This window comes from Nocardia puris (genome assembly GCF_036051655.1).
Classification (GTDB): Bacteria; Actinomycetota; Actinomycetes; order Mycobacteriales; family Mycobacteriaceae; genus Nocardia; species Nocardia puris.
Window position 1 is genome coordinate 1,212,509 of record NZ_CP107943.1, and the last position, 17,491, is coordinate 1,229,999.

The following is a 17,491-nucleotide window of genomic DNA, read 5'->3' on the forward strand; positions in this document are numbered from 1 at the left end:
CGCTCGAGTGTCAGCGGGGCAGGTGATCGCCCGCGCGGACTTCCTCCACCGTGCGGGTGATCATTTCCTGCAACGTGGCCGCGATCCGGTCGCGGGTAGTGGGCTTGGCGACGATGGTGCGCGTGCCGAAAGTGACGTAGCGACCGTCATTTTCGAAATCGGTGAGTTGGAAGTCCTTGCGGCCCACGGTGTGACGATTGTCAGCGCTGCCCCAAGGGTAGACACCGACGTGGATCGAGCCGGTAGTGGGCCGGTTGAAGAACTTCTCGAACTCCTCGCGCGGACTGGTACGCCACGTGTCGCGGATCGGCGGCAGCGGACGGTCGAGTTCGTCGGCGGCGATCTTCATCGGTTCAGCCCGTCCCGCAGCGCATTTCGGCAGGGAGTCGGCGACCGCGCCTGCCACTTGTTCGGCCGGGAGGAACGCCAGCGAGATGTCGCCGTAGCCGTCCTCGGCGTGATGTTGCCGCGCGAGCGCACCGTGCTGGTAGTGCACACCGGCGTGCGCGCGCAGTTCGCGCTCGCGGTTGCGGCCGAGGAAGCCGGCGACTTCGATGCGCGCTTCGGGGGCGAACAGGACGTGCAGCGCGCGCACCAAGTCGTCGTCGACGTGCGGGCGCACGGATTCGGCGGCGGCGCGGCGCAAGCGCAGGGCGTCGGACTCGTAGCGGACGGTGTGCCAATGTCGCAGCGGGTACGGCAGGATGTCGCGGCCGGTGGACTCCCACAAGGTACGGAACTCGAGCGCGGTGAACCGCCACCGCCGCACTGTGGTCACGAGCGGGCGCCTTTCGAGAGCGGGGCACGGCGCCCCGTGTGGAGCCCGCTGCCGAGCGAGCGCCATCGGCGTACGAGAAAGTATTGGTGCACAGCCGAATTCGAGATCGTCATTCGCCGATCACCGGCGGGACCGTCTTCGGCAGGTCATCCAGACCGGTCACTTCGTCACCGTGTTCCTTGGTGATCAGGTAGTCCGGGATGCCTTTGTTCGACTCCTCGTCGCCCTTTCCGCCCCGCGCGCCCGGCGCGCCGAAGCCACCGAGACCGCTCATCCCGCGCGCGGCCGCGGAGTTCGCCGCTCCGGCTGGTGCGCCGGTGGGCGCGGACACCGGAACGCCCTGGATGGAACGGCCCGGTGAAGGGGTGCCACCCGGGCTACCCGGGCCGGGTGCGCCCGGACTGCCCGGACCCGGCGAACCAGGGCTGCCGGGGCCGGTCGGGTTCGTTGTTGGCGTGGACGCCGGGTTGGTGGAAGCCGGGTTCGTCGAGGACGGATCGGTCGAGGTGGGGGTGCTCGACGGGTCGGTGGACGAGGGCGTCGACTGCGACGGGTCGGTCGAGGACGGATCCTCGATGTCCGGGTCGGTCGGGGTCTCCGGCTCTGTCGCCGGGGTGCCACCGGGACCGGGTCCGGGGCTGCCGGGACCGGGACCGCCCGGGCCGGGCCCCGGCTGGGAGGGCTGGTCGCCGGGCTGCTGGACGGGGTTGAACGGTTGCGGCAGGACCGGCACGTTCGTGTCGGACTCGCGCACGACCGGCGCGAACACCGTCTTCAGCACGCGCACCGCCTCGAGCTTGGCGGTGTCCTCGGCCTCGGTGTTGCTGCGCCAGCCGCGGCCTGCCATCCAGGAGCGGGAGTTCTCGATCAGGGAACGGTCTTCCGGCGCGTGCGGGACCAGCAGTTTCGTCGGCTCGAGGCCGGTCTTCAGCTCGGCGAGTTTGTTGCTGGTGAGGAGGGCGGCGTTGGCGAGCTGGGAGCCGTGGGTTGTGTAGGTCTTCGATGCTTCCACCGCGGCGGCGCCGGACGCGCCCGCCCACAAGCCGTCTTCGGTGAGACGTTTGATGCTGTCGGAATAGGTTTGCAGCGATTCGTTCGCACGGTCGTGGATGCCCTGCCACGTCGCGATGAGTTCACCGACGCGGGTCAGGTCGATCGCATCCACTCGTCTTCGCAGTTCCTCGACGTTCTCGCGCTCGAACATGTCCTCGTCCAACACGGCCTGAGGATGAAATGTGCCGTCGAAACCGATATCGGAGGCCTTGCCGCGCACGTCCGAACGCTGCTGGTTGTACTTTCCCTGGACGTCACCAGGCCTCGTGCCCGGATCCAGTTCCTCACCGGCGATCGCGTCGGTCAGGTTCCTGAGCATGGCCGAACCCATGTCGCCGACGCTCCAGCTGAACATTCCTCCGAGCGGGCTCACGACTCGTTCCCCACAGAGTCGATGATGGAGGTTATAGATGCGGCGTTCGTATAGTCCTGGCCGGTCAGGCGCGCGATGGAGATCGCCATGATGTCGCGCTGATGTTTGACGACCTCGATGTCACGCTCGATGATCGTGTCGATCGAATCATCTGTACCGGTTGCCTGCTTCCGGAACTTTTCGGCTAGTATGTCCGCCATCTCGAAATCACCGAATCCGGTGACGTTCCGAGCATCTTCCGAGTATCTCAGCAACTCCTCGAGATCCTCGAGACGCTTATTAGTGGCCACCAGCACCTGACGCGCCGCTGCCTCGTCGTTCAAGTAAAGCTCACCAGCGCGAGCCTGCTCGGCCAGCCTGGTCCACTCGGACAAATTCTCACTCACGTCATTCCCCCCAGTTACTTCGGAAACAATGGAACTATCGACTCGCCGACTCGATACAACACACCGCAAGGCTCAACCGGATCATCCGGAACCGGACTACTGGAGATCCGCAACTGCACGACACCCTGTGACGGCACCGGAAAAACCACGTCACAGAGTCGATCCTTGGACGCTCCTTCGACCCTGAACTGACGGCCCGTCCGGCCGGAGACCGTAACATCCTGGAACTCGACATTCCCGGACATCGACTCGAAATAGTCCACCTTCTCGCCGGTCGAGAACACGGTCATCGAGAATTCTTTGTTACGCCAACGGCAGATCTTCCAGCCGGTCTGTTCGACACCGGCGATCCCGCTGTCCTTGGTAGTCGGGTCCAGCCCCGCCTCGGACAGCGCACCGTCGGGAATCTCCGTGCAGGGGTCCCACAATGCTTCTTGCGGAACACTCGTGCTCGTGGTCGGCGACCCCTCGGTCGTCTCACCACACCCCGCGACAGCCGACACGGCGACCGCCGCCAGAACCATCCCCACGATCCTGCGCGTCATACCCACCCCTTCGGCCCACGGCTGCGAACGTCCCCGACTCTAACAGTCGTTCCCATCCTGCAACCATGGTGACCTGGGACTCGACCGGGTGGCCGGGTGGTCGCGGTAGATCGCGGCTCCAGGAGACTCCGCTGGTCAGCGGTGGGAGGAACGGGCCGGCGCTCCCCAGGCTGCGCACAGCCAGGGTGATTCACGTTCAAGTCGGCACGCGAGAAACCGCGCGGCGGTCCGCCAGATGGTGTGGTCAGGGCGGCCGGTCCGGTCGGCGGCACTCGGAATCATCCCGGGGCGACGGTTCAGTCGACCGGGGTCCGGAGGCGTCCGGTGGAACGCCGGTGTTGGTCGATCACCCGCGCCCGGTTCATCGGCCGCCCGTGCTCAACGGAGTCGCGTGACAGCGTGGCGCGCCGATCCCCGTCAGCAGCCGCCTCGCCCGACTCAGCTCGATTCCCCGAGCCGGTACACCGACACGTGGGATTCGGATTCGGCGGTCAAGGGACTTCCCACCCAATCGGCGTGGCGGGATTCGAGGGTGAATCCGGCCAATTGGCCCATGAGGTCGAGTTCGGCGGGCCAGATATATCGGTGGGAGCTGAGGCTCAGATGCGCGTGGTTGTTCTCGCCGATGCGGAAATGGTGGGAGACCACTCGTTGTGCGAGTGGGTCGTAGGTGTCGAGGGCGATGTAGTCGGGGGCGGTGTGCCAAACGACCGCGTCCTGTCCGGGTGGGAGACGGCGCAGTTGCGGCACCCACAGTTCGATGACGAATCGCCCGCCGGGGGCGAGGTGCCGCGCGGCATTGCGGAAACACTCGACCTGTTCGGCCTGCGTCATCAAATTCGAGATCGTGTTGTAGACCAGATACACCAATTGGTACTCGCCCGGCGCCACCGCCGTCGCCATATCTCCGACGACCACCGGAATCGTTGCCTCATCGACCTTTTCACGAAGTTTCGCCACCATCGCGCGCGACAGTTCGGTCCCGGTCACCGAAACCCCGCGCTCCGCCAACGGAACCGCGACCCGCCCGGTCCCGATCGCGAACTCCAGCACGCGCCCGCCCGCGGCGAGCTCCACCAGCTTGTCGACGGTCGGCGCGATCACCCCGTCCGCGAACATCCCTTCGCCCGGCGTGTCGTACCTGGCCGCCACCTCGACGCCCCACGGCTCTTCACTCACCCACCCGATCCTCCCCACCGCCCGACTCGCCGTCCACCGAATATCCACACCCATCCCCAGGGACAATCACCCTGTGGATGAACGGCACGGCACGAATCCCGATGCCCGACACACCGAGTCGGGCACGAACCGACCGCTCCTGGTCGCCTTGGACATCGACGGCACCGTGTGCGTCGAGAACACCGCGGACCCGTTCGCCCACGAGACGATCACCGCCCCGGTGCGCGAAGCTGTCGCGCGAGCGATGCGGGCCGGGGCGCACATCGTGCTGTGCACGGGCCGATTGGCACCCGCCACACTGCCGTTCCTGCGAGAACTGCGCATTCACATCGGCTTCGCGGTGTGTTCGAACGGGGCGGCGCTGCTCGATGCCGGGACAGGGGACGTGGTCGAACGATCGTCTTTCGCTCTCGCCCAACCGATCTCGTCGCTGGTTGCTCAGCTGCCGGGCGCGATCTTCGTCGCCGAGGCTCCCGGCGCGGGCGTACTGGCGACGGGTCGCGTCGACGACGCGGACATGCTCTTCGGCGACGTGCAGCTCATCGACACCCTGGAATTGGCCGCAACCTCGACCACCCGGCTGGCTGTCCACTGGCCAGGTCACAGTGACCGCGAACTGGCCGCAGTCCTGATGGCGGACGATCTGCCGGGAGTTCGATCTTGTTGCTACCCGGGCGAATCGGTCGCTGACCTCACCGCAGCGGGGGTGACCAAGGGGTCGATGTTGGAACGGCTACGCGTCAGGCTCGGCATCCCGAGCCACCGCACCCTGGCCATCGGTGACGGCACCAACGACATCGACATGCTGACCTGGGCCGCCCACTCCGTCGCCATGGGCGACGCGCCCTCCCAGGTCCGCGCCGCCGCGACCGAAACCTGCCCACCCGCAACCGAAGACGGCCTGGCCACCGCTTTGTCCCGATGGTTCCCACCATGAATCCAGCCCGGCACGCCAGCTATCCGACCGGATAGATCGAACATCGGACCGGTACGTATCGCCGTGCCCGGTGTCGCGTCCCCCGTCGGCCCGGCGAACGCCGGGAACCGGTGGGACTGCCGACGCCTTGGCATCCGGCTCCCGACGTTCGGCGGGCCGACGGGGGTGATCAGTCGGCGCTGAGGACCAGCCCGGAGGTCGGCACGCCGGTGCCCGCGGTGACGAGGATGTTCCGCAGCGCCTCGACCTGGTTGACCGAGGTGCCGCGGATCTGGCGGACCGCCTCGGCGATGCCGTTCATGCCGTGGATGTAGGCCTCGCCGAGCTGGCCGCCGTGGGTGTTCAGCGGCAGGTGGCCGCCGAGTTCGATGGCGCCGTCGGCGATGAAGTCCTTGGCTTCGCCGCGGCCGCAGAAGCCGAGTTCCTCGAGTTGCATGAGGACGAACGGGGTGAAGTGGTCGTAGAGGATGGCCGCCTGCATGTCGTCGGGCCGCAAACCGCTTTGTGCCCAGAGCTGTTCGCCGACGAGCCCCATTTCCGGGAGGCCGGTCATGGCGTCGCGGTAGTAGCTCGTCATGACGTACTGGTCCGCACCGGAACCCTGTGCGGCGCCGGCGATCACGGCGGGCTGCTGCGGAAGGCCGCGCGCCCGTTCGACACTCGTGACCACCAGCGCGACGCCGCCGTCGGATTCCTGGCAGCAGTCGAGCAGGTGCAGCGGCTCGGCGATCCACCGCGAATTCTGGTGGTCGTCCAGCGTGATCGGCTTGCCGTAGAAGAAAGCGTCGGGGTTGACGGCCGCGTGCTTGCGATCCGCCACGGCCACGCGGCCGAAATCCGCACTGGTGGCGCCGTATACGTGCATGTAGCGCCGGGCCACCATGGCGACCTGCGCGGCGGGCGTGCCCAAGCCGTGCGGGTAGGACCAGCCCGCGTCGATGCCCGACGAGGTGGGCGCGGTGGCGAGCGCCGTGGAGAACTGTCCGAACCGCGACACCGACCGCTCGTTGAACGCGCGGTAGGCCACCACCACGTCGGCGACGCCGGTGGCCACCGCCATGGCGGCCTGCTGCACGGTGGCGCACGCCGCGCCACCCCCGTACCCGATGTGGCTGAAGAACTTCAGCTGCGGAATGCCCGTGGCCCTGGCCACCGCGGCCTGGGTGTTGGTGTCCATCGTGAACGTGGTGAGGCCGTCCACGTCGGCCGGTGTGAGGCCCGCGTCGGCGAGGGCCGCGGTGACCGCCTCGGCGGCCAGGCGCAGTTCGCTGCGCCCGGATTCCTTGGAGAAATCGGTGGCGCCGATGCCGACGATGGCGGCGCGGCCGGACAGCGGCTGGTCGGTCATGCGGCACTCCGGTGGGCGATAACGGCTTTCGCGGTGATGTGGTCGCCGAGGCTGTCGCGGCCGATCACGTCGATGTGGATGTCCTCGCCGTCGACGGCGGTGACCGTGCCGGTGAGGGTGAGCGTGTCCCCGGCGTACAGCGGCACCCCGAGGCGCAGCGAGATCGACTTCACCACCGCCCGCGGACCGGCCCAGTCGGTGACGAAACGCTGCACCAGGCCGGTGTCGGTGAGGATGTTGACGAAGATGTCCTTGGATCCGCGCGCCACGGCCTTGTCGCGGTCGTGGTGCACGTCCTGGAAGTCGCGGGTGGCCAGCGCGGTGCTGATCACGAACGTGGGGTCGGCGTGGATCACCAGTTCGGGCAGGGCCGCGCCCACCTCGACGGACGCGGGTTCGACTGTGGCGGTCACTGATTCGCCCTCTCTGCGGTCGTCCAGTACGGGAGCACGGTGTCGTCGTCGAGCTTCTCGAACGCGGCGCGCACCGGCAGCCCGATCCGCACCGACGCCGGATCGACGCCGCGAAGTTCGCCAAGCATGCGCACCCCTTCCTCGAGTTCGACCAGCGCGACGACGAAGGGCAGGTCGCGGCCGGGCACCTTCGGCGCGTGGTGCACGACGTAGCTGAACACCGTGCCCAGCCCGGAGGCCACCACGTAGTCGGTGGACTCGGCCTTGTCCTTCCACAGCGCCGGGATCGGCGGGTGCCGCAGTGAACCGTCCGGCAGCTTCTGGATGCGCAGCTCCCCGAGTTTCGCGCCCTCCCAGAAGAATTCGGTGTCGTGCGAGACGAGCGGTTTGACCCGCTCCCCCGCCGGTTTCGCGGCCGCGCCGGTGCCGGGCGCGAATTTCAGGATGCGGAACAGCATTTCGGTGACGACTTCGTCGCCGACGCGCCAGGTGGTGCGGAAGGTGACGAAGAAGCCCTCGCCCAGCCCGGTGCGCTTGGGGCCGGTGATGCTCTCCAGCCGGCTGGTCACCGCGACCCGTTCCCCCGGCACCAGGTACCGGTGATAGATCTGGTCGCAGTTGGTGCCGACGACCGACGTGTACCCGGCGGCGTCGAGCAGTTCGGTGGCGGCGGCCATCGGATCGTCGGGCGGCCGAACGCCGTTCAGTCCGAACATGGTCCACACCTGCGCCATCGCGGGCGGGGCGACCACGCCGGGGTGACCGGCCGCGAGCGCCGCGGCCTCGTCGGTGTAGATGGGGTTGGTGTCGCCGAGGGCCTCCACCCAGTTGTTGATCATCGGCTGGTTCACCGGGTCGCGCGCGAGGCGCGGCGCGCACTCTCCCGCCGCGATGATCTTCTCGGCGGCGGCGACGATCGCCTCCGGCGTCTGCGTGTCGGTCACGCGGATCTCCTTCGCTCATCGAGGTTTTCGCGACCGGCGCGACTCATCGCGGCATCCGGGGCACAGGCAGGCCGCCCGTCGCCGAACGGAGCCCGCCGCACGGCGCGGCTCATCGCGGCACCCGGGGCAGGTTCAGGCCGGCGGTCGCGACCAGCTCCCGCATGATCTCGTTGACGCCGCCGCCGAAGGTCACCACGAGGTTCTGCTTGGTGCGCCGGTCCAGCCAGGTGAGCAGGTCGGCGGTGGCGGGCTCGGCCGGGTCGCCGTGGCGCCCGACGATCTCCTCGGCCAGCCTGCCCGCCTCCTGGAGGGATTCGGTGGAGAAGATCTTGGTGGCCGAGGCGTCGGCGATGACCTGGGACTGGTCGGCCTCGCCGTTGGCGGTGTGACCGGCGGAGGCCGCGACCTGCCAGTTCAGCAGTTCGTTGAGCCGCACCATGGCGTGCATGCGCCCCAGCGAGCGCCGCACGTCGGGCTCGATGAGCAGCCCGCGCGGGTTGGCCCAGTCGCGGACCTTGTCGTAGAGCTGCTCGATCTTGCCCGAGGGCCCCAGGCTCACGCGCTCGTGGTTGAGCTGGGTGGTGATGAGCCGCCAGCCCTTGTCCACCTCACCCACCAGCATGTCGGCGGGCACGCGGACGTTGTCGAAATAGGTGGCGTTGGTGTGGTGCGCGCCGTCGCAGGTGATGATCGGCGTCCACGAATAGCCGGGGTCCTTCGTGTCCACGATGAGGATCGTGATGCCGCGGTGGCGCGATTCGACCGAACCGGTGCGGCAGGCCAGCCAGATGTAGTCGGCCTCGTGCGCGCCGGTGGTGAAGATCTTCTGCCCGTTGACGATCCAGTCGCCGTTCGCGTCGCGCACCGCCGAGGTGCGCAGCGCGGCCAGGTCGGTGCCCGCCTCCGGCTCGGAGTAGCCGATGGCGAAATGGATGTCGCCGGAGAGGATTCCGGGCAGGAACTTCTTCTTCTGTTCCTCGGTGCCGTAGGTCTGCAAGGTGGGGCCGACGGTCAGCAGGGTGACCAGCGGCAGCGGCACGTCGGCGCGCACCGCCTCGTTGAAGAAGATCTGCTGTTCCACCGGCCCGAATCCCTGGCCGCCGAACTCCTTCGGCCAGCCGACGCCGAGCCAGCCGTCGCCGCCCATCCGGCGCACCACGGCGCGGTAGGCGTCGCCGTGGCGGTTCACCGCCATCTCGGCCTCCTCCTCGGGAGTCACGAGATCGGCGAAATACCTTCGCAATTCGTCGCGCAGGGCGTGCTGCTCGACGGTCAGATCGATGTACATCTTGCTCCTAGGCGATCCAGGCGGAAGGACTCACCGCCGAGCCAGCGGGCGATGTCCTTGGCCTGGGAGTAGTAGCGGTGCATCGGATGGGTCACGTCGACGCCGAGCCCGCCGTGCAGGTGGTGACACTTCTGCATGGCGGCGGGCAGCTCGGAGGCCACGGTGTAGGCGAGCACGTCCAGGTCGTCGTCGGTGCGTTCGCGGTGCTCGGGACTCGAATCGTCCTGCGCGAGCGCCCAGTTCGCGGAGACCGACGCGGCGTGCAGGGTGCGCGACACCACGTACAGGTCCGCGATCTGCTGGGCGACGGCCTGGAATTCGGCCAGCGGACGGCCGAATTGGCGGCGCACGCGCAGATGCTCGGCGGTGAGCACCAGCGCGCCCTCGAGCAGTCCGTCGGCGACCGAACCGATGCCGGCGACGGCGAGCCGGTGCAGGTGCGCGAGGTCCACCGCCAGCAGTTGCGCCGCGGGAATCTCCACGTTGTCGAGCAGCACCGAACATTCGGGCAGCCCGCCGGAGACGGGCGAGGGGGTACGGGTCAGTCCGGTGGCGTCGCCCTCGACGAGCGCGACCCCGGAATCGGTCGGGATGAGCAGCCAGCGGGCCTGCTCGGCGTAGGGGACGGCGACCTTGTGCCCGCTGACCCGCACCCGATCGCCCTCGGCGACCGCGGTGGTCTTGGGCGAGGCGGTGAACGGCGCACCCGGCTCACTGAGCGCGGCGGTGAGCACCGCGCCCTTGGCGACCTCGGGGTACACCCGTTCAGCGAGGTCGTCCGGTAGGGCCGGCAGCAGTGCGAGCAGGCCGATGCCCAGCGTCGGCAGCGCGGGCACGGCCACGGCATCGGTCGCCAATTCGGTGAGCAGCGCCGAGATCTCGAGCAGGCCCGCGTCGTCGCCGCCGAATCGTTCCGGTAGCGCGACGGTGAGCAGGCCCACCTCGACCAGGCGCGGCCACAGCTCGATATCGCGGGCCGATTCGCGCTCCAGCACGCTCACAACTACCTCGGCGACGGCGTCGGGGCCCTCGTCCCTGGTGAAGTCCACGGTGTTCTCCTGACTCGGCTACTGGCCGTCTGGTTCCCGGGGCAGCCCGAGGATGCGCTCACCCGCCACGGTGAGCAGGATCTGCTCGGTGCCGCCCGCGATGGACAGACAGCGCGTGAGCAGGAACTCGGTCACCACGTCCGAATCCTGCGCACCGGTGATACCCGCCGTCTCGACGGCGAATTCGGCGACCGCCTGGCGGTGGCGCACGCCGACGAGTTTGCGGACGCTGCTCTGCGCGCCCGCGTCGCCGCCCGCGAGCACGGCGACCGCCGCGCGCTGCTCGAGCAGCAACCCGGCCACGGCCTCGGCGACGAATCCGCCGAGCCGGTCGTTGCGCAGTTCCGCGCCCGGCCCGGTGGCCGGGAGTTTGGCGATCAACTCCTCGAGCACCGGCCCGATGCCGTTGCCGCCCATGGCGATCCGCTCGGTCGACAGCGTGGCGCGGGCGATCTTCCATCCGTTGTTCAGCGCGCCGACCAGCGCGTCGTCGGGGACGAACACGTCGTCGAGGAACACTTCGCTGAACCGCGCCTCGCCCGTGATCTGCACCAGCGGACGGACTTCCACGCCCTCGGACCGCATATCGACCAGGAAGTAGCTGATACCACGGTGTTTCGGCGCGTCCGGATCGGTGCGGGCCAGGCAGATACCCCAATTCGCCTTGTCGCCCAACGAAGTCCAGACCTTCTGGCCGCGCAGCCGCCAGCCGCCCTCCACGCGCTGGGCGGTGGTGCGCAGCGCGGCCAGGTCGGAACCGGCCTCCGGCTCGCTGAACAGCTGGCACCACACCACCTCGCCGCGCAGGGTCGGCCACACGAACCGCTCGATCTGCTCGGGTGTGCCGTGCTGGAGCAGGGTGGGGATGGCCCAGCCGCCGATGGCCAGATCGGGGGTCTCCAACCCGGCGCGGCGCAGTTCCTCGGAGATCATCAGGCCGGTCATCGGGTCGGCGCCGCGCCCGTAGGGGGCGGGCCAGTGCGGCATCACGAAACCGGCTTCCACCAGCGCTTCGCGCCGCTGTTCGGCGGGGAGCGCGGCGATGGCGGCCACCTCGGCGGCCAGCCCGGTGGCGGCCGAGCCGTCCACGGCGACACCGTCGGCGGCGAGCACGCGGTCGGCGCCGGTGGTGCGGCGGTGGCCCGCGCGGGTGAGTTCGGTGACGCGGGCCCGCCAGCGCGCCGAACCGCCGAGCAACTGGCGCAGCGCGGTGGCGCGGCGCAGGTAGAAGTGCGCGTCGTGCTCCCAGGTGAAGCCGATGCCGCCGAGCACCTGGATGCAGTCCTTGGCGGTCTCGACGGCGGCGTCGAGTGCGATGGCGGCCGCGATCGCGGAGGCGACGGGCAGTTCCGCGCCGCCCTCGTCGACGGCGGCGGCCGCGTCGAGGGCGACCGAGCGGATCAGCTCGGTGCGGCACAGCATCCACGCGCAGATGTGCTTGAGCGACTGGAAGGAACCGATCTTGCGGCCGAATTGCTCACGCACCTTGGCGTATTCGACGGCCGTGTCCAGGCACCAGCCCGAGATGCCCGCCAGCTCAGCGGCTACGAGCGCGACGAGCAGATCCTCGACGGCGTAGGGGGTGGCGAAGAGCGCATCCGCCGGCACCGCGACCTCGGCGCAGTGCACCCGAGCCAGCGGCGTGCTGGGATCGGCGGCGGGCAATGCTTCGATGCGCAGGCCCTGGGCACCGGGCGGGATCAGGCACCAGCGCGACCCTTCCGACGTCTGGACCGGCAGCAGCACGGCGGTGCCGGGGGCGGCGCCGAGCACCGTCTCCCAGACACCGGAGAGCAACACTTCCGCACCCGCGCCGGGTACGCTCACCCGAGCGCCGGGCGCATCGCCCGGATCGACAACGGAGTCGAGCGCGACACCGCACGGCACGTCCTCGGCGAGGGCGCCCGCGGTGACCAGGGAGGCCAGCGCGGTGCTCAGGACGGGACCGCCGACCAGATCGTGCGCCGCCTGCTCGAGCAGCACGGCCAGGTCGGCCACCGATCCGCCCGCGCCGCCCACATCCTCGGCGACCGCGACACGGAAGACCCCGAGTCCGGCCAGGGCGGGCCAGTACGTGTGCCAGAACCCGACCGGTTCGGCCCGCATTGTTGCAATAGGACCGACCGAAGCGGCCCACCCCCGCATCGACTCCTGGACGGCTTTATGCTCGTCAGTGGTGGCGATGGTCACAATCCGTACCGCCTTTCCGGCGTGACTCCCACACCTAGAACATGTTCTAATATCCTAGCCGGGCGGAAGTCAAGGGACGTTCTTCCGCACCGGATCGCCACCGCGCGCAAGGCCGCACCACGACGCCCGAAGGAAAGGACACCCGTCCATGGCCAGCCCCTCCCGATCGCAGCCCGCCGACGCGAATGCGGCGCGGCCCGCGACCGTCACGACGCTCAGCGAAGACGACCTGAGCTCGGCCGCGCAACGGGAACGTCGCAAGCGGATCCTGGACGCGACGCTGGCGCTGGCCTCCAAGGGCGGCTACGACGCGGTGCAGATGCGCGCCGTCGCCGAGCGCGCCGACGTGGCCGTCGGCACCCTGTACCGGTACTTCCCGTCCAAGGTGCACCTGCTCGTCTCCGCGCTGGCGCGCGAGTTCGAGCAGTTCGAGGGCAAACGCAAACCGCTGGCGGGCACCAGCCCGCGCGAGCGCATGCACCTGCTGCTCACCCAGATCACCAGAATGATGCAGCGCGACCCGCTGCTCACCGAGGCGATGACGCGCGCGTTCATGTTCGCCGACGCCTCGGCCGCCGCCGAGGTGGACCGCGTCGGCAAGGTGATGGACCGCGTTTTCGCGCGCGCCATGAACGACGGCGAGCCCACCGAACGCCAGCTCGCGATCGCGCGCGTCATCAGTGACGTGTGGCTCTCCAATCTGGTGGCGTGGCTCACCAGACGGGCCTCGGCGACCGATGTCTCCGACCGCCTGGAACTGACGGTCGACCTGCTGCTGGGCGAACAAGCCGTGAAATAGCGGGATTCGATAGCGACAACCGGATAATCTTCGTCGACAGTCCTGTCGACGCGCGCCGACGCGTCGACAGGACTACCGTTGTGTCATGCCGCGTTTGCTATCACTCGCGGAGCAGACCGCGAACCACCATGTCGGACAAAGCGACTCGATACCGGCCCGGCAGCCGGCCCGAGGCGGCGCCGTCGTGGACCGGCTCGCGATCACCGCGCGACGCGAGGACGCTCGCGGCCGCGCAAGGTTACCCGCCGGTTACCTGCGTGTTAACTGGACCCGTTCGGACATCCGGCTCGCGGCGGTGCGCACCAGCACCGGCGCACTGCGGTGCGGCGAATTCAACACAGTATTGTTTTGGCCGCCCCCTGAAACATCTCCTCCGATCACTAGGTTGGATGCGTGAGCGCACAGGATCTGCCACAGGAACTTCGCCGTGCTTTGTCCACGGTCGCGCGCGAGCCGCGACTGCTGGTGGCGTCGGACTACGACGGGACGCTCGCACCCATCGTCTCCGACCCGGCGAAGGCGTATCCCCATCGCGAGTCGGTGAGCGCCTTACGCGCGCTCGCCGGACTCACCGGAACCACGGCCGCCGTCATCTCCGGTCGCGCGCTGCGAGATCTCGCCGCCCTCTCCCGGCTTCCGGTCGAGGTGCAGCTGATCGGTAGCCACGGCTCGGAATTCGATGTGGGCTTCGTGCACGCGATCGACAACGACGCCAAACAGCTGCTCGGCGAGGTGCAGACCGCGCTGGCGCGCGTGGCGGCCGAGAACCCCGGCGTGACCGTGGAGAACAAGCCCGCCAGCGTCGCGCTGCACGTGCGCAACGCCAGCCCAGAGATCGGGCGCCGCGCACTGACCACCGTGCGCCAAGGCCCGGCCTGCTGGGTCGGCGTGCAGGTGACCGAGGGCAAGGAAGTCATCGAACTGGCGGTCGTGCCGACCGACAAGGGCACCGCGCTGGACACCATCCGCCATCAAGAGGGCGCGACGGCGGCGGTGTTCTTCGGCGACGACGTCACCGACGAGAAGGCGTTCCGTGTGCTGTCGGGCCCCGATGTCGGCATCAAGGTCGGCGAGGGCGAGAGCCTGGCCAAGTACCGGGTCGACTCCACCGAGGCGGTGTCGCGGGCGCTGGCCTTCCTGCTGGAGGAGCGGCGCACCTGGCTGGCCGGCGCGAGCGCGCCGCGCATCGAGCGGCTGACCATGCTGTCGAGCCCGCGCTCGGTGGCGCTGGTGACGCCCGACGCCACCGTCACCTGGTTCTGTCACCCGGAGCCGGATTCGGCCGCCGTGTTCGCGCACCTGCTGGGCGGGCCGCAGGCGGGGCACTTCACCGTCGCGCCGGAACGGCCGGGCCTGCCGCTCTCGCAGCGCTACGTGGACGGCACGATGACCGTCGAAACCCGCTGGGCCAGTCTGCAAGTGGTGGACTACCTGCCGCACGACGTGGCGCCCGACCGCACCGATCTGACCCGCGTCATCACCGGCGAGGCCAAGGCCGTGGTGACCTTCGCGCCGCGCCCGGAGTTCGGCCAGGTGCCGGTGACGATCCAGAGCGAGTCCAACGGGCTGCGGGTGCTGGGTACCAACGATCCGATGGTGCTGCGCTCCCCCGGTGTCGAATGGTCCATCGACACCGACGGCACCCACGACGTGGCGCGCGCCGTAGTCGATCCGGCCAACGGGCCGATCGTGCTGGAACTGCGCTGCGGCACAAATGATCTCGACCCCGCCATGACGCCGGAGGCGGAGCGGCGACGGATCGCGGAACGGTACTGGTCGGAGTGGGCGGGCACGCTGGAGCTGCCGCCGCTCAAGCCGGATCTGATGAAGCGCTCGGCGCTCACGCTGCGCGGGCTGGTGCACGAGCCCTCGGGGTCGATCCTGGCGGCGGCCACCACCTCGCTGCCCGAGGACATCGGCGGCGTGCGCAACTGGGACTACCGCTACTGCTGGCTGCGCGACGCCTCGCTCACCGCGCAGGCGCTGGTGCACCTCGGCTCGATCGGCGAGGCCGAGAAGTTCCTCGGCTGGGTGCACCAGGTGCTGGAGACGCTGCCCGGTCCGGAGCGCCTGCACCCGCTCTACACCATCTACGGCGAGACGCTGCCGCCCGAGGCCGTCATCGACCAACTGCCCGGCTACGCGGGCTCGCGCCCGGTGCGCGTCGGCAACGCCGCGAACATGCAGGTGCAGCTGGACGTGTTCGGCCCGATCGTGGATCTCATCGCCTCGCTCGCGCACGCCCGCGAGCACAAGGGCGTCACCGATCCGCGCCAGGTGCTGCCCGACGCGGATTGGGAACTGGTGCACGCCATGGTCTCCGCGGTGCAGCGGCGCTGGACCGAACCCGACCACGGCATCTGGGAGATCCGCGGCAACCCGCGCCACCACGTGTACTCGAAGGTGATGGGCTGGCTCACCGTGGACCGCGCGCTCACGCTGGCCGCGAAGTTCGACCGCGCGGCCGAGCCGGAGTGGGCCGCGTTGCGCGACACCATCGCCCAGGAGGTCACCACCAAGGGCTGGAACGAAGAGGTGCAGTCCTACACCGCCGCCTACGACGGCACCGACCTCGACGCCGCCACCCTGCACATCGGCCTGAGCGGGCTGATCGACCCGTCCGATCCGCGCTTCGCGGCGACGGTCGTGGCCACCGAGGCCGAACTGCGCAGCGGTTCCACCGTGTATCGGTACCACCACGACGACGGGCTGCCCGGCGGCGAGGGCGGCTTCCACCTGTGCGCGGCCTGGCTGGTGGAGGCGTACCTGCTGATCGGCAAGCGCTCCGACGCGGAGGCGCTGTTCGCCCAGCTGGTGGACGTGGCGGGCCCCACCGGCCTGCTCAGCGAGGAGTACGACCCGGTCGCGGAGCGCTCGCTCGGCAACCATCCGCAGGCGTACAGCCACCTCGGCCTGCTGCGCTGCGCGCAGTTGCTCAGCCAGCCCGCGGACGAGGCGCCGGCCCGTCCGGTCGCGGCGCTGTCGCAGGGCTGATCGCCCGAAAACCCTCCGGCCCCCGCGGATTTCGCGGGGGCCGGAGTCGTTTCCCGGTCGGCGTCGAACGGCTCCCGCGAGAAGTGCGGGAGCCGTTCGTCTTTCAGACCGAGGCGGTCAGCAGGTCCGCGACTTCGCCCGCGCGGTGGATGAATCCGGCATGCGAGGTGTCGAGGGAGTGGACCTCGAACGGGTTGCCGGGCGTCAGCGCGTCGGCCTCGGCGATGAGGCGATCCTGGAGGGCGATCGGGAGGGAGCGGTCGGCCGTCAGGCGCACGAACGTGCGCGCGACGGTGCCCCACGTCGCGGGGTCGGCCGTGGCGTCGTCGGTCATCGCCGCGATCGACTCGTCGGGTTGCAGGATATTGAGGAACGCCAGGAATTCCGCGTCGGAGCGGTCGGCCATGGTCGCCTCCTTCAACCGTGCCAGCAGTTCCGGATCGGCGAGACGGTAGTTCGCCCGGCCCGCGCCGAGCTCCGGATCGCCCACGTTCATCCCGCCCAGCTCGGGCAGCACGCTGTCGGCGAACTCGGGTTCGGCCATGTAGGCCACCGGGCTCGGGCGCGTGGTGCACACCCAGGCCGAGATGTAGACCAGCCGGTCGATCAGGTGCGGCGCCCGGTTCGCGGCGGCGGTGATCGTGGTGCCGCCCAGGCTCGCGCCGACCAGTACGACGGGACCGTGGTCGCGCAACGCGGTGACCGCGTCGAGCACGGTCGCCACGTTCTCGTCCAGACCCACCCCGGCCAGCGTGGACGGAGTGGTGGCGAGGGCCGCGAGATCCTGCGGCGCCTGATAGGCGGGCAGGTACTGGGCGTCGAGCCCGTGACCGGGCAGGTCGACGGCGTAGGAGCGGTGGCCGCGCAGGGCGAGTTCGCGTTGCACGGACGTCCACAAGAACGAACTGGTGCCCGCACCGTGCACGAGGACGAACGTCGGGCGCGCCGAAGGAACAGGGGAAAGGGCAGTCATGAGAAAGACTTTCGTGTCGGAGTGACGAATCGTCGGCGACACGTCCGGCCCGCAGCGCATCGGCGGCTGGGGACGGAGTCCGGCCTCGAACCGAGGCGGAAGGGTGCGCCGACTACCGGGCGCGCAGACGCATGAACTCGATCAACACGACCGCCACCATACACGGGCCGCGCTCGGGCGGCGTACCGGCGGTGCCGGATACGCGGGTTGCTGGTAAAGTAAAACGGTAACGGTTTCCATTA

At 69.3% G+C, this 17,491-nt stretch carries 15 protein-coding genes; 3 read left to right on the forward strand and 12 right to left on the reverse strand.

The window, feature by feature from the left end; translation table 11 throughout:
* Positions 1–10 precede the first annotated feature (10 nt).
* From OHB21_RS05230 to OHB21_RS05250, 5 genes are all read right to left on the reverse strand, one after another.
* Positions 11–778: an ESX secretion-associated protein EspG gene (locus OHB21_RS05230; protein ID WP_067505506.1), complete on the reverse strand. Its 768-nt coding sequence runs from the start codon at positions 776–778 to the stop codon at positions 11–13.
* 109 nt (positions 779–887) lie between these two features.
* Positions 888–2,204: a hypothetical protein gene (locus OHB21_RS05235; protein ID WP_147265908.1), complete on the reverse strand. Its 1,317-nt coding sequence runs from the start codon at positions 2,202–2,204 to the stop codon at positions 888–890.
* The gene (locus tag OHB21_RS05240; RefSeq protein WP_195125275.1) at positions 2,201–2,590 is read right to left on the reverse strand and encodes a hypothetical protein; all 390 of its coding nucleotides are present in this window, start codon (positions 2,588–2,590) and stop codon (positions 2,201–2,203) included. The genes OHB21_RS05235 and OHB21_RS05240 overlap by 4 nt, the downstream gene beginning before the upstream one ends.
* A 14-nt stretch (positions 2,591–2,604) precedes the next feature.
* The gene (locus OHB21_RS05245) at positions 2,605–3,135 is read right to left on the reverse strand and encodes a DUF3558 domain-containing protein (protein WP_195125274.1); all 531 of its coding nucleotides are present in this window, start codon (positions 3,133–3,135) and stop codon (positions 2,605–2,607) included.
* Positions 3,136–3,573: 438 nt separating this feature from the next.
* Positions 3,574–4,314, reverse strand: coding sequence for a methyltransferase domain-containing protein (locus OHB21_RS05250; RefSeq protein ID WP_232331667.1), 741 nt, complete (start codon positions 4,312–4,314; stop codon positions 3,574–3,576).
* Positions 4,315–4,387: 73 nt separating this feature from the next.
* On the opposite strand from OHB21_RS05250, the gene OHB21_RS05255 reads away from it, so the two are divergent.
* Positions 4,388–5,251 carry an HAD family hydrolase gene (locus tag OHB21_RS05255; protein ID WP_067505522.1) on the forward strand — a complete coding sequence of 288 codons (864 nt, stop codon included), beginning with the start codon at positions 4,388–4,390 and terminating at the stop codon, positions 5,249–5,251.
* Positions 5,252–5,420: 169 nt separating this feature from the next.
* On the opposite strand, the gene OHB21_RS05260 is transcribed toward OHB21_RS05255, so the two are convergent.
* From OHB21_RS05260 to OHB21_RS05285, 6 genes are all read right to left on the reverse strand, one after another.
* Positions 5,421–6,599: a lipid-transfer protein gene (locus OHB21_RS05260; protein WP_195125273.1), complete on the reverse strand. Its 1,179-nt coding sequence runs from the start codon at positions 6,597–6,599 to the stop codon at positions 5,421–5,423.
* Positions 6,596–7,012, reverse strand: coding sequence for a MaoC family dehydratase (locus OHB21_RS05265; RefSeq protein WP_195125272.1), 417 nt, complete (start codon positions 7,010–7,012; stop codon positions 6,596–6,598). The genes OHB21_RS05260 and OHB21_RS05265 overlap by 4 nt, the downstream gene beginning before the upstream one ends.
* Positions 7,009–7,956 carry a bifunctional MaoC family dehydratase N-terminal/OB-fold nucleic acid binding domain-containing protein gene (locus tag OHB21_RS05270; protein ID WP_067505542.1) on the reverse strand — a complete coding sequence of 316 codons (948 nt, stop codon included), beginning with the start codon at positions 7,954–7,956 and terminating at the stop codon, positions 7,009–7,011. The genes OHB21_RS05265 and OHB21_RS05270 overlap by 4 nt, the downstream gene beginning before the upstream one ends.
* Positions 7,957–8,065: 109 nt before the next feature.
* Positions 8,066–9,244, reverse strand: coding sequence for an acyl-CoA dehydrogenase family protein (locus tag OHB21_RS05275; RefSeq protein ID WP_195125271.1), 1,179 nt, complete (start codon positions 9,242–9,244; stop codon positions 8,066–8,068).
* The gene (locus OHB21_RS05280; protein ID WP_067505547.1) at positions 9,229–10,293 is read right to left on the reverse strand and encodes an acyl-CoA dehydrogenase family protein; all 1,065 of its coding nucleotides are present in this window, start codon (positions 10,291–10,293) and stop codon (positions 9,229–9,231) included. Before OHB21_RS05280 ends, OHB21_RS05275 begins: the two co-directional genes overlap by 16 nt.
* 18 nt (positions 10,294–10,311) lie before the next feature.
* Positions 10,312–12,483: an acyl-CoA dehydrogenase family protein gene (locus tag OHB21_RS05285; protein WP_067505550.1), complete on the reverse strand. Its 2,172-nt coding sequence runs from the start codon at positions 12,481–12,483 to the stop codon at positions 10,312–10,314.
* 148 nt (positions 12,484–12,631) lie between these two features.
* On the opposite strand from OHB21_RS05285, the gene kstR reads away from it, so the two are divergent.
* Together kstR and otsB are read left to right on the forward strand one after the other, a co-directional pair.
* Positions 12,632–13,282 (forward strand): cholesterol catabolism transcriptional regulator KstR, encoded by a 651-nt coding sequence (gene kstR, locus OHB21_RS05290; protein ID WP_067505553.1) that lies wholly within the window; start codon positions 12,632–12,634, stop codon positions 13,280–13,282.
* A 393-nt stretch (positions 13,283–13,675) separates the two neighbouring features.
* Positions 13,676–16,276, forward strand: a complete 2,601-nt coding sequence (otsB, locus tag OHB21_RS05295; RefSeq protein ID WP_067505555.1) for a trehalose-phosphatase — start codon at positions 13,676–13,678, stop codon at positions 16,274–16,276.
* Positions 16,277–16,379: 103 nt separating this feature from the next.
* Here the strand turns inward: otsB and OHB21_RS05300 are convergent, their stop codons facing one another.
* The gene (locus OHB21_RS05300) at positions 16,380–17,249 is read right to left on the reverse strand and encodes an alpha/beta hydrolase (RefSeq protein WP_067505558.1); all 870 of its coding nucleotides are present in this window, start codon (positions 17,247–17,249) and stop codon (positions 16,380–16,382) included.
* Positions 17,250–17,491 lie beyond the last annotated feature (242 nt).

Excerpts from the sequence above, each read along its gene's own strand:
- OHB21_RS05275 (WP_195125271.1), bottom strand. The coding sequence starts at position 9,244 with ATGTACATCGATCTGACCGTCGAGCAGCACGCCCTGCGCGACGAATTG.
- OHB21_RS05245 (WP_195125274.1), bottom strand. The coding sequence starts at position 3,135 with ATGACGCGCAGGATCGTGGGGATGGTTCTGGCGGCGGTCGCCGTGTCG.
- kstR (WP_067505553.1), top strand. The coding sequence starts at position 12,632 with ATGGCCAGCCCCTCCCGATCGCAGCCCGCCGACGCGAATGCGGCGCGG.
- OHB21_RS05300 (WP_067505558.1), bottom strand. The coding sequence starts at position 17,249 with ATGACTGCCCTTTCCCCTGTTCCTTCGGCGCGCCCGACGTTCGTCCTC.
- OHB21_RS05260 (WP_195125273.1), bottom strand. The coding sequence starts at position 6,599 with ATGACCGACCAGCCGCTGTCCGGCCGCGCCGCCATCGTCGGCATCGGC.